Source organism: Thiosulfatihalobacter marinus, assembly GCF_016019955.1.
GTDB lineage: Bacteria > Pseudomonadota > Alphaproteobacteria > Rhodobacterales > Rhodobacteraceae > Shimia > Shimia marinus_A.
The window spans coordinates 1-12,722 of sequence record NZ_JAECRZ010000032.1 but is presented as its reverse complement, the minus strand read 5'-3'; the positions used below and the strand labels follow the sequence as shown (position 1 = coordinate 12,722).

Sequence of the window (12,722 nt, the reverse complement as noted above, 5' to 3'; positions counted from 1 at the left end):
ATACCAGGCCGGATTACGCTTCATCCTACTGGAATCCTGTAAGAACTTTTTGATGAAACGGCAAAGCAATTGCGACAGAAGAGGATCTTTGGTTTCTGCCGGGGCCACTCGAAGAAGAACCAGATGATTTGCCTCCCGGGCCACGGGCAGAACCGCCCGACACTGCTGTCATCGAAGACTGGGCAAAGGCAGAAGGCGTTCACGCTGCGCGATTGGCGCGGGTCGCTGGACGTCTGGGTGCTCTGGATGACCGGCTGCTGCGCGGCCCGGAAGGCTGGCGGCATCGGCTCGCTCTTCTCGAGGCGGCGGACCTCAGCTGGTTCTCAGGGGATCGGGTGAGTTCTGATCGTCTGGCGCTATGGATATCGATGCGGCTCTCGGGCGCACAGGATGACCCAAATGCGCTGGCAAGAGTTGGATGGGCTGTTCGGCGCCTGACAGGCGGTCCCGGACCGAAGGCTGACTTGGCCGCCTTCTTGGATCGCCGCGATCCCGAGAACATTGCAGACAGCGCTGAGCGTTTCGAAGATCGCGCGGGCGGATGGCTGGATGTCATGGCCGCAGCAGCCGAGCTCCACCCAATCACCCGGGCCTGCATGGGCTTTCATCTCTGGAGTCTGGCGGGCCTCGGACAGCAAGGCGACCAGATCGAAGCCGCCGTCACCGCGTCCAGGATCGCGGCCTGCGACGGAAGCGGCGCCGTCTTCGCGCCGCTGGCTATGGGCGGGGCAGGGGGGCTGCGTATCTCGGGTTTGCCAACCGAACGCTTGGCACGCTGGTTGGATGGGATGAACAGCGCAATTCTGACGGCGATGCGAACACTTGACGATATTGAAACGTGGACGGGTCGGGCAGAAAACGTCATGGCGCAATTGTCTGGTCGCACACCGCGTGCCTTGCGAAGAACTTTCTCTCAGTGGCCCTTGGTCTCCGCCCCAATGGCTGAGGCGACGACTGGAGCCAGTCGAGCCGCCGTTCAGCGCAATCTGGCGTGGATGGAGGCAAGCGGTTTGATCCGCGAAGTGACCGGGCAAGGGCGATATCGAATGTGGTCTCTCGACATCTGAAAGTCGTTTCTCAGGGTTTGCTGGATGGCTTCAATGTGCCAGCATGACAAAAATTGTCATGCTGGGATATTACAGCAAACGCAAACTGGAAATGAGGCCGTCAGAATGACTTTCTCAAAAGCTGCCAATCTGTTGCGCGTCGCTGACATGGCGACCTCACGGTACGATGGAATCCGATTGCAGGACGTTACGGACGAGTTCGGCTGTGATCACCGAACCGCGCAGCGCATGATGCGTGCTTTTGAAGCAGTGTTTCCTCAAGTTAGCGTCACCGAAGATGATCAGCGCCGCCGCCGCTGGCATTTGCCCCGCAGTGACCCTCGATGGCTGCAGGCCCAAGGACTACGTGACAGTGAATTGGCCGCACTCGATACGGCAGAGAAACGCGCGCTTCGCGATGGTGCGCTCGAAGATGCAAAAAACATCCGCGCTTTGCGGGACAGACTGCTTGCAGCGATGCCCGCAAGCCATGCCAGACGCACCGAAGCGGATGCTGAGGCCTTGCTCGAAGCGCAAGGATTTGCATCTCGCCCAGGGCCTCGGTCCGTCACCAACATGGAACTGCTTGGAACGGTGACAGAAGCTTTGCGGGCCCCTTGGGAACTGAAGCTCTCCTATCGCGGGGCTGACGATACGCGACCGCGCGTGAGAGTCGTTCACCCCTATGGCGTTCTTCTTGGTGTCCGACAGTACCTTGTTGCGAAGCCAGTCGATGGAAACAAGGTGATGCGCCGGTTCCGCTTGGATCGTATCGAAGAGGTCAGCATTACAGGCCAGAGTTTTGCACGAGATCCAGACTTTCATCTGGACACATTCGCGGCTCTGTCTTTCGGCTCCTACCACTCGGCCGAGGAATATGGTGAGGTAGTATGGCGGTTTGCGCCTGAAGCTGCGGAAACGGCGCGGCACTTCGTCTTCCACCCAAACCAAAGTGTGTCAGACCAGCCCGATGGATCCGTCCTCGTCAGATTTGTCGCCTCCGGTCATTTGGAGATGGCCTGGCATCTTTACCAATGGGGAAACCAAGTTGAGGTCGTAGCGCCGAAAGAACTGCGCGAACTTGTAGAGGCGTATCGACGAAATGACTTCCCTTCACTACCATGACAGAAATTGCCACCCTTAGTTCCTAATATTGCATTAACGCCCAGATAACCGATTCCCGAGAGTGCCCATGCGTATCGATCCCTTACTAACTGCCAATCCCATCACCGGGGCAGTGCGCTATGTGACGGATGACCTGCTTCGAGAGACATATCTCGCTCCGAAATCCCGCGATCTGGACTTTCTGGCCACTCTCGAAGGACGGAACGCACCTTGGAGCGCAAGTTTTGAGGCCGCACCCGCAGAGACAACACGAGCCGTCGAAGCAGCTCTCACAGCTGTCGCTCGATCAACGCAGAGCCTCAGTCCTACTGAACTCGATGTTTCAGCATTGCCAGAATGTCGTGCGAAAACACACCTCACCGCCTTGAAAGAACTGTGGAAGGACTTGGGCAATTTGCCTGAGCCATTGGCGGCATGGGCGCGTGTAATCTGTTCTGAAGCGAAAGATGCACTTGAGCCGCTGCCGATCCTTGATCCGTCGCCGTGTCCACACGCAGATGCGGCAGAAGCTGCCTTGGTGGAAGCTCTGACACTCCATCACGGCGCTGCACCCGAAGCAGCTCTGACAAGTTGGAGGCAGCGTCAGCCGCGAGGTGATGGGTCGGCAGTTGGTTGCTACGGTGTTGTCCAAAAACACTTGGGTGCGGTGACGAAACCGGTCGAACGTGATTCCACCGTGTCCTGTTTCGGGCTGCGTGATCCGAGAGAAGAAGCACAATTTGCAGCGGCACTTGCCCAACGTATGCTTGATGACGGCTCCGTTGATGGCCCTGGCGAAATAGGGTTCTTGGTGCCCGATGACCCCGCCTACATGTTGGCAATGCAGGAAGGCTGCGAACGACTCGGGCTGCCGCTTGCGGGTGCGCCGGAGGAAGCGGCCAGGAGAGACCTGACAGGCGAACTTCTTTCGCTCCTGCTGGTCCTGTTGTCCGTGCCTGCACCGCGCACGGCGCTGGCATCCCTTTACACCTCTCCCTTGATGCCCTGGACGCGCGACGTTGGTCATCAAATGGCCCGTGAAGTAATGGATTACGGCTGGTCCAAGACAGCCTCTCAGTTGACTGGATCAGCAAAGGAGTTGCTGGACGCGCTGCAGCCATCGCATACCCCTGAGCAATTGTTCGCGCGTCTGGGTGTAGTTGATAGATCTCTTGTTGATACCAACCTGCAGCCGCGCCTCGCATCGCTGCGCGCAGTCACCCGTGAAACGCTCGATTGGGCATTGCTTCACAACCTCGCTGCGCCAAACCAGATTGGCGCCGTTGGACATGAACGGTTCGTGGAAGGGGTTTCACTCTTCACGGAAAACGCGCTGCCGTGGCGACCTGTTCGCCAGCTGCTGGTTCTGGGATTGAACGGCAACCGCTGGCCGCACAGCCCTGGGTCGGACCCCTTCTTCACCGAGGCTGAAATTGCCTTGATCCGCCAGAAAACCGGTCTGCAGCTTAAAGGTCGCCGGGAGAAACTCGCGCGTGGATTGGAACTCTTTCGCCGTCAACTTTGTGCGGGGACAGACGGTTTGACGCTGCTTGCACCAGCAAAAAGCCTGCTCGGAGAACCCTTATCGCCTTCCACTGGTTTAGCCTTGATCAGCCATATGCTCGGATCTGAGAAGCCAGCAGACCTTGTGCAGGATGTGCGAGCCCTGCCGCGTGATCAATGGCCCGTAGCATGGCATCTGCCGCCCCGTCTTTCGCACGGGGTCAGGGATAAACTCCCTGAAGATGGCATTCTGCGACTCAATCGTGGTCTTGGGACACCGGACAAACCGGGCATCGATCTTCTCCGCATCCGGCATGATGATGCGGGACGGATGTTGCCGCAGTCGCCATCGCGACTTGAAACCCTGCTTGTGAGCCCCTTTGCCTGGTTACTTGACGAACTCGATGCGAAAGACCGCACTTGGGCACCAGAAACCCTCGATGTCATGACCCTCGGGACAATTATCCATCAGGTCCTCGAAGATGCTTTCCCCGAAAACGCGGCCACCCCGGAAATTGACGCTTTGGAAGCGGCACTGCCCGATATTCTGGATGCGGCGATCAAGAAACACGCAAGATGGCTTAGTGGCGCATCTTGGGCCACTGAGCGGCAATCGCTTTTGGGTGAGGCGCTGGAGGTCGCAAGAACTTGGGCCGGGTTCTTAAATGAAACTGGCGCGGTCATTTTGCACAACGAAGTCAATCTTGCCGGGGATCATGGCGGACTGCTTGTGCATGGCAAGGCCGACTGCCTGCTTCAATTGCCAGACGGGCGGATTCTCGTCGTTGATCACAAGAGATCAGGAGCCGGCAACCGCCGCGACCGCATGTCAAAGGGCTGGGATCTACAGGTCGCACTCTATCGCGCTATGCTTGAACGACCCAATGAAGAGACCGCGCTGACGAGATTGGTTGAAGACGGTGCGCAGATCGTTACGGCTTATCACACAACGCGCGACGCAACTGTCTTGGCCGATGAACTCGGAGCGGGCCTGGTCCGTGTCGAAGCAGCCTCCAAAGATGTTTCGGAAAACGCGATGTCGCAACTCGCCGCTGCCATCGCGGAAGTTGGGGCCGGAACAGTCCGCTTAAACCGAGAGGGAGATGCCAAGCGGTTCGAGAAAGAGCGCGGTATCAAAGCTTACGCACTCGAAGGCAATCCACTGGTTGCGGCCTTCACTTTGCCCGAGGAGGACGAGGCATGACACATCTCACGCTTGTACCTGCCGGAGCAGGGGCCGGTAAGACCCATCACATCAAGGAAACCCTTGCCGATTGGGTGGTGGGTGGTGAGGTTTCCGCCAGCCGGATTCTGGCAGTGACATTCACGGAAGCTGCAGCCTCGGAGTTGCGGGACCGTATCCGCGGCGCATTGATGGCACGGGGGCGCATTGGGGATGCGCTTGAGATTGACCGAGCCTATATCGGCACTATCCACGCTCTAGGACAACGACTTCTGACAGAACATGCCTTCGCCGGCGGGCACTCCCCCGAGAGCCGTCTTCTGACAGATCCCGAGCGCGATCTTCTAATCCGCTTGGAGATGGGTCGTTGTGAGGCGTTGAAGCCGTTGATGGCTGGCTTGGCTAGATTTGGTTATGCTTGGGATCCGCAGACAGGCATGAGTGCCAAGGAGAAATTCCGCGCGAAACTCCTGCAAACTGTCGATCTGATCCGAGGCTTGGGTGAGCGAGGTGGTTCTCCGGATATTCTGAACTCAGCACTGGCGGAATTGACCGACGGCTATGGCGAATGCGAAGCCGATGGTTCGGCCTTGGCAGATGCATTGAGACGGGCGGTGCAGTCTCTTCTGGATGCATTTCCGCACAATCTTGCAAATCAATTCCAGGGCAATGCGTCTGCCGTGAAGGACTTTTCCGGCAACCATAAAGACCTGCGCCGCGCTTTGGAGCCCGGTGTTTTGGAGGGCGACTGGAAGCTATGGCAAAAGCTGAGGAATCTTCGTCAGTCGAAGCGCGGCTCTCAAACCCCTGAGGGCTACGACGATCATGCAGCTGCCGTGGTCGCTGCTGCAGATTTCTTGCCACGCCATCCGGGGCCACTGGCGGATGCTCGCGCCCATCTCACTGCAATTGTGACCGGTGCACAGGAGGTTCTCGCCGCCTATCAGGCTGCGAAACGGGAAGCAGGGCTCATCGACTATGCCGACATGATCGTCGAAACCGAAACCTTGCTGCGGAAAGACCCCGCAATCCTGCAATCGGTTCTTGGCGAGATCGATTGTGTGGTGATCGATGAGTTTCAAGACACTAACCCGGTTCAGTTCGCCCTGCTTTGGCGGCTGGCTTGTAGCGCCAAACATGCACTCATCGTTGGAGATACCAAACAGTCTATCATGGGATTTCAGGGCGCAGACGCCCGGCTGTCAGCGGCACTGCAAACGGCCAATCCGGAAGTTATTGCGCCGCTTGACCGCAACTGGCGATCCGATCCGCGGATCATGGAACTCGTGAACACGATTGGCCCAACACTCTTTCCCGAAAGTTATGATGCTCTCTCACCAGTCAGAGCTGAAACCGGCGAGACGACAATCGAAGTCCTGAACTTGCCGCGTAGCGACTTCGTGAATGCTGCTCCCAGCATTGCCAACCGTGTCGCCGATCTTTTGGCCGATGAAACACAAGTGTTCGACAAAGCGCGAGAAGAACTTCGTGCTGTTCGTCCAGAAGACATCGCAGTGCTCTGTTACACCCACGGTCATGCCAGCAGCGTCGCCGCAGCACTTGAGGCACATGGCATTCCTGTCCGCATTCAGCAGGCGGGCTGGCTGGGCGCACCCGCTATGCGAGCAGCGCGCGCAGCGTTGGCCTACGCGTCTGACCCTGGAGATAGATACGCGGCACTCACGTGGCTAACGCTCGGGCCCCCTCGAATGGCGTTGGAGGATGCTCTTCGCAACGCCGTGGATGGAGTACTGGAAACACATCAGTCATTGGAAACCCTACGAGGGTTGAACCAATCAATCGAAGCGCTTCCTATCGCTGATGCGGTTGCCTTGGTGTTGCAGACCACTGGGTTACGAGACTGGGCTGCAGGCATGTCCGATGCAACACAGGCGCTGGCGGATTTGGCTCGCCTGGATGGAGAAGCGCAGGAGTTTGACAGAATGTTGCCCGGGCTGCGCGCCGCGGCAGGCTTCCATGGCAGCAATATGCAGATTTTCCTGGGTTGGATTTCAGGGCAGACGGATAGAGATTGGGATCGCCACCCGGACCGCGACGCTTGGTCAGGCAGCGGCGTTGAAATTTGTACATGGCATTCAGCAAAAGGTCGGGAATGGCCGATAACATTCGTGGCCGGCCTCGATCAAAGTATTGCCGAGCGACCTGGAACGTTGCGTGCAGAGTTCGAAAGCTTTGATCATCTTGCGAGTGTGCTGGACAACGCTGGACTAGGCTTCCTCCCAGACTTCGCAGCCCCTGAGAGCCAGCAAGCCTTCGCTGAGGCGCGGCATCCCGAAGATATCAAAGATGCCGCCCGCAAGCTCTACGTCGCGCTGACGCGGGCTCGGGATAGACTGATCTTAGTTCTCCCAAAGGAACGGAGGACAGCCCGCACGCAACCCGAGCGAATGATAGATATTCTACGGGATCACGCCGGTCTTACGGTAAACGTCGGCGAAATCTCTCTGTGCGGACGCGCGTTTGAGGCTCAAATCTTCGACGGCAATGTCGAAAACCCTGACTCGACAGGAATCGTGGAAAATGTTGGGCATGCTCTCTTCGGCGAACGGCGGGGATTGGATCTGACTGGTAAGACAGCTTGGCGGCGGAGCCCATCGACTTTTGGTAACCAGATCGAGGAACCGACAAGCCGTCTGGCTACCTACAATCTTGGATCATCTATCTCAGATCGGGCACTGGCCGATCCAGCGGCGCGAGGAACTGCCTGGCATCTTGCGTTTCGCGTCCTCGTCCAACACCCAGACAAGGCAGTTCAGCTGGAAGACGCGACCGGCCTGCCGAAAGACACTCTTGCGGAGATTGAAGCTCAGGCTAGGGCTCTAACGTCTTGGCTCTCTGATCAGGGCTTTGATCGTCTGCATTTCGAACTTCCTATTCAGGAAGTGGCGGCTGATGGCTCTGAGACCAATGCGATCATCGATTTGCTGGCCGAAGGCCAGAACAGCCTGCTAATCGTCGACCACAAATCCGGGGCCTGTCCGGATCCTGAGGCGCGTTTCGCAACCTATCTACCTCAGCTCGCGGCATATGCAGAGCTGATCCGCAAGGAGTGGCCGGATAAACAAATCAAAGGAATAGCGATCAACTGGATGAGCGAAGGAACACTTTCGTTTTCCCGGGTGCCGCAGGAAGCCCCGACATGAAAATACCGGTCAGAACTGAGTAAAGATCGCCAACAACACGATTATGGGGGCACCATTGCACGAAAATGAATTCAAGGCGTGGCTTGAAGAGAAGGGGCAGTCACCTCAAACCGCTTCTTCTAGGATCAGCAGCGCAAAACGAGTTGAACAGTACCTCGGCGATCTCGATGATCTTTTCTCTACGCAGGAGAAAGATAGAGTTCTCGAGCAATTTGCTTACAGCACCGAAGATGAGCGGGAAGGACGATCAAACCCTTCGCCAGTACCAATAAATGGTGTCTTGAGAACGGGGCTGGCCAGCATTCGACAAGCGCTCGAACTCTACCATAGCTTTCTGGCAAATCGGCAGAACATGCCAGACAAACACACACACCAATCCATGGTCGATCGACTGACGCGTGCAGAGATCGAAGCCGCCATGGAGGAGTGTCGAGATTTGGGCGAAAAAGCCTTTCTGCAACGCGGTGCTTTTGCCGCTCCGAAGGTGCGGTTCTCTGGTGTTGGTGACCATCACACGTTCCCCGCCAAGGCTACCGTCGCCGCCGCAGTTGCACATTTGCCTGAGAAAATTTCCCTGACAGCGAAGGAATTCTTCAATGGATTCGGCGAAACACAATCCTTCTCAAAGCTTGAGGAACTCGGCTACAAAGTCCTGAGACAGCCCGTCGCACAAGACAAGGGCGCGATAACACGCGAATTGATCGAAGCCGCCATGGATGCTTTTGATTTGCGAGAAACAGCCGAGTTTGAACCTGCGTTCTCTGCTTTCAAAGAACCTACAAAGTATTGGGTCAGGTCGACAAAGCCCCGAGAAGACAGAAGGTACCCGACCAAACCAATCGTTGGGTTCTTGAGCGGCAAAACCTCCAGCAATTTGAACGGCGGATGGAGCCAACCCTCTGACGCGGCGGCAAAACTGCATGAGGCCGGATATGTCATTGTCGACAAAGATGACCTGCCGCTGCCCCTGCCGGATGAATATACACATCTGATGCGCGGCGCAGAAAGAGCCCGCCTCGTGGCCCTCAACTATTTCATTGAGCCGGCGCGGGAAGCGGGTAAAGCAAGCGTCACCATTCGCGCAGGTGATCTGCACGATCTATGCGGCCTCGAGAAAAACTGGGCAAACGTTTGTCAAGCTTTGGAAGGCGAAAAATTCCAATCGCTGGCCCGCGTGCCCGCTCCGAAGATTGAGGGGCCGGCAAGAAGTACAACAACAGAGTTTACCTTCCAGCTCGAGTCGAACGAGATCAAGAAAGGCGAAGATATGCCGCGTTCCGCAATGAATGTCGCAGAAAACCTGATCCTTTTTGGCCCCCCTGGCACCGGTAAGACGTTCAGCACAGCGGCTGAGGCCGTAAAGTTGTGCGGGGAGCCTGTGCCAGAAGATCGCGACGATCTGATGGCAGTCTATCAGGGACTGCTCGCTGCGGGGCGGATCGAGTTCGTCACGTTTCACCAGTCGATGGCTTATGAAGAGTTCGTCGAAGGCCGACAGCCGATGACCGGCGCGGACGATGGCGAGGACACATCCTCGGGTGGGTTCCGGTTGGAAACCGTGCCGGGCATTTTCCGTCGCATCGCACGACGTGCGGAGGTGAGCAGAGGAACGGTCAGTTCTGAAACAAAGCTTTCGCTCGAAGGCCGACGTGTTTTCAAGATGTCGATAGGCGCAAAGTATCTGCCCGAAGACGCACCTCTCTTTGAGGAAGCAATCGAGAAGAATTGCGCGATCTTTGGGTTCTACGATTTTGATCTTTCGGATCCCCGATTTGACACACGAGAGGCAATCCACGCTGCTGCGGAGGCCCGGCGTAAGGAAGACCCAGAGGCCTTTGTTTCTCAGCCAGCCTCAATGATGACCAACCTTTTTCGGAACAGCCTGAAAGTCGGCGACGTACTAATCGTGACCAAGGGAAATCTGCTTGTCCGCGCAATCGGTATCGTCGAAGGAGACTACGAGTTTAGTCCGATAGAGGGGCGTGCTGGGGACTATGCCCATCGCCGCGCCGTGAATTGGCTTTGGGTTGATCGGGATGGCATAGAAGCGAGCGATGTTGCCAAAGTAGGCCTCGTTCAGCGAACGATCTATGAAATCGACAAGTCCTCGCTCAACGTGCCGGCCCTTGAACGCTACATGAACAGCCAGCGGAACGAGGGGCCATCTGATCCCGAACCTTTCGTCCTGATCATCGACGAGATCAACCGCGCCAATATCTCCAAGGTTTTCGGCGAGCTGATTACGCTCTTGGAATCGGACAAGCGTCTCGGTCAGGCGAACCAGCTGAAGGTGCGCCTTCCCTATTCCGGGGACGAGTTTGGTGTTCCGTCGAACCTGCATATTGTCGGGACGATGAATACGGCAGACCGCTCCATCGCCCTGCTCGATACGGCGCTGCGGCGGCGGTTCACATTCCGCGAAATCATGCCCAATCCGGCCGTTCTGAAGGAGGCTGCGGCCCGCACAGGTATCGATCTGCCGACCCTTCTGACGATCATCAATGAACGGATCGAGCACCTCTATGACCGTGACCACCAGATCGGCCATGCCTATTTCACCGGCTGCGACAACCGAGCGGATGTGGACGAGGTCATGCGGCACAAGGTGATCCCGCTGCTGGCCGAGTATTTCTTCGAAGACTGGGGCAAGATCGCCGCGGTGCTGGGCGATCTGGATACGCATGACGGGCCGATAGAGGGCGGCTTTCTGAACAGGTCCGTCCTGAAGGCACCACCGGGGCTCGACAATGGCGAAGCGATGCCGCGCTTCCGGTGGGACGTGCGCGAAGACAGCTTCAATTACGCGCGGCTGCTCGGTTCATGATCCGCCGCACGCTCCGCGAATGGCAGCGCATCGGCTACGGGGATGACGACACGACCATCCCCCAGGCGGAAGCTGATCGAATTGCCGCCGTTGCGACACGCTCGACCTTCGCGGGACACGGTGGAGAAGGTGTACTCGAACACGGCCGCAAAGGCCTGCGCGCCCGCGGCGTGGTCGGCGTAATCGTCGCGCAAGGCTGTCAATTGGAGATCCTTCCGAAGATCGAAGGCCTTGGTGAGCGCGAGGCTTCCGATCATGCTCTGCGTCGCCGCCTGATCCACATGCTGGCGGTTGTCCACGATCTGCGCATTGATGCAGGATCGCTGGCCCAGCTCGGATGGCAGAAGGACACCATACTGGAATTGTTGATCCGGCTTTTTTGCGCCCGCCTGATGGAAGCGGTGCGAATGGGATTGCCGCGCCGTTATCTAGATCATGCGGACGACCTACCTGCCCTCCGCGGCAGGCTCGATGTCACCCGCCAGTTTTCTCGCCATGCGGTCGCGCCGCAGAGGCTGGCCTGTCGATACGATGAACTGTCTTCTGATATACCGCTCAACCAGGTGATGCGCGCCGCCGTGACGCGCTTGCAGCATGTGGCACAGGCGCCCGACAACCAGCGTATCCTGCGCGAGCTTGGTTTTGCCTATGCCGATGTGAGCGACGTTTCCATCCCTGCGTTGCGATGGGACCAGATCACTCTGGATCGCACAAATCAGCGGTGGAGTGAGCTTCTTTCGTTTGCCCGGCTACTCCTCACAGACCGGCATCAGCAAACCACTGCTGGAGCTATTGACGGGCATGCGCTCTTGTTCGAGATGAATGCCTTGTTCGAACAATACGTTGCCAGACTGGTCACACGCGCCCTCGCAGGCAGCGGATACCGTGTCGCAGCGCAAGGCGGTCATCGAGATTGCCTATTCGAAGGCGGTACAGGTCGGTTTCGGACCAAACCGGATCTCATCATCCGGCAGGGCGATCGAACTGCGCTCGTCATCGACACGAAATGGAAAAGGATGTCGCCGCGCATCGACGATCCAAAGCAGGGCGTCAGCCAGGCTGATGTGTATCAGTTGATGGCCTACAGCCAACTCTATCGGTGCCCGAACGTCATGCTGCTTTATCCACACCACGGCGATCTGCCACCCGATCCGATCCGCACGCGCTACACGATTGCAAGCGAAGGCGCGGAGGACAGCCTCCTGGTAGCTACGATGGACGTCACTGGCTCGTCGCATGCGCATGTAGAGGCTCTAAAACACTTGATCCAAGGAGCACTTCGGGAACACGAACTCGCATAGCTTTTTGAGATCATTCGTATCATGCGGCTGACGGAACGATTTCCGCGCCGCGGGATCTTTCTTCGAGTCTATCCGTCACCTGGATATCTCCCCTGCCAACACCGCTCGTCCGTGCACTGCCAACGTCGCTGAAAACCTCTGACACCCAAACTTGCGGATCACATCGAGTACACGCGCTTCATAGGCAGCATACCCGATCAAACGGCACAGGTCGGACGCGTGGAACTGGCGGTTCGCAGTTGGTGCGGCTTGTATCTGTCTCAGCAAGTCGCGCTCTTTGGGGTCCGTTATTGGTCTGGCCGGCGGCTTGGCTGCGGGACGAGGTGGAGTTCCCGACGAATTTCGCCATCGGCGCATGAAGCCAAGCAGGAAGCCTGCGGGCACCTTTCCGTTACCTCGGGAGCGATTGAAGGCGAGGAAGCGATCCCAGATGACTTGGGTGTCGACGTTCCAGCAGGGCAGCGTGGCCTTCGCTGCTTTGATGAGCTCCGCCCAACTGGTGTCGCGTAGCCCTTAATTGGGTTCTGCCTCAATTTGTGTGGCGCAACTATCCTGAGCTTGGAACATTCGGGAGGGATAGTCGTGATTTCAAAAAAG

At 57.5% G+C, this 12,722-nt stretch carries 6 protein-coding genes and 1 pseudogene; 6 read left to right on the top strand and 1 reads right to left on the bottom strand.

Annotated elements, in window-relative coordinates; translation table 11 throughout:
- The first annotated feature begins 68 nt into the window (after positions 1-68).
- The 6 genes from I3253_RS20080 to I3253_RS20055 all read left to right on the top strand — a co-directional run bounded on the left by I3253_RS20080 (position 69) and on the right by I3253_RS20055 (position 12,125).
- Entirely contained in the window at positions 69-1,067 is a 999-nt protein-coding gene (locus I3253_RS20080) for a hypothetical protein (protein WP_197919570.1), read from the top strand.
- Between the two features lie 105 nt (positions 1,068-1,172).
- Complete coding sequence (locus I3253_RS20075; protein ID WP_197919569.1) at positions 1,173-2,171, top strand: helix-turn-helix transcriptional regulator; 999 nt, start codon at positions 1,173-1,175, stop codon at positions 2,169-2,171.
- Between the two features lie 67 nt (positions 2,172-2,238).
- Positions 2,239-4,857, top strand: a complete 2,619-nt coding sequence (locus I3253_RS20070; protein WP_197919568.1) for a RecB family exonuclease — start codon at positions 2,239-2,241, stop codon at positions 4,855-4,857.
- Complete coding sequence (locus I3253_RS20065; protein ID WP_197919567.1) at positions 4,854-8,000, top strand: UvrD-helicase domain-containing protein; 3,147 nt, start codon at positions 4,854-4,856, stop codon at positions 7,998-8,000. Before I3253_RS20070 ends, I3253_RS20065 begins: the two co-directional genes overlap by 4 nt.
- 55 nt (positions 8,001-8,055) lie before the next feature.
- A complete protein-coding gene (locus tag I3253_RS20060) occupies positions 8,056-10,824 on the top strand; it encodes an AAA family ATPase (RefSeq protein WP_197919566.1) in 2,769 nt (922 codons plus the stop codon).
- Complete coding sequence (locus I3253_RS20055; protein ID WP_197919565.1) at positions 10,821-12,125, top strand: McrC family protein; 1,305 nt, start codon at positions 10,821-10,823, stop codon at positions 12,123-12,125. Before I3253_RS20060 ends, I3253_RS20055 begins: the two co-directional genes overlap by 4 nt.
- 75 nt (positions 12,126-12,200) lie before the next feature.
- Here the strand turns inward: I3253_RS20055 and I3253_RS20540 are convergent.
- Positions 12,201-12,626 (bottom strand): annotated as a pseudogene (locus I3253_RS20540) (hypothetical protein); the annotation flags it as partial.
- Between the last annotated feature and the right edge of the window lie 96 nt (positions 12,627-12,722).

Excerpts from the sequence above, each read along its gene's own strand:
- I3253_RS20075 (WP_197919569.1), top strand. The coding sequence starts at position 1,173 with ATGACTTTCTCAAAAGCTGCCAATCTGTTGCGCGTCGCTGACATGGCG.
- I3253_RS20070 (WP_197919568.1), top strand. The coding sequence starts at position 2,239 with ATGCGTATCGATCCCTTACTAACTGCCAATCCCATCACCGGGGCAGTG.
- I3253_RS20065 (WP_197919567.1), top strand. The coding sequence starts at position 4,854 with ATGACACATCTCACGCTTGTACCTGCCGGAGCAGGGGCCGGTAAGACC.
- I3253_RS20055 (WP_197919565.1), top strand. The coding sequence starts at position 10,821 with ATGATCCGCCGCACGCTCCGCGAATGGCAGCGCATCGGCTACGGGGAT.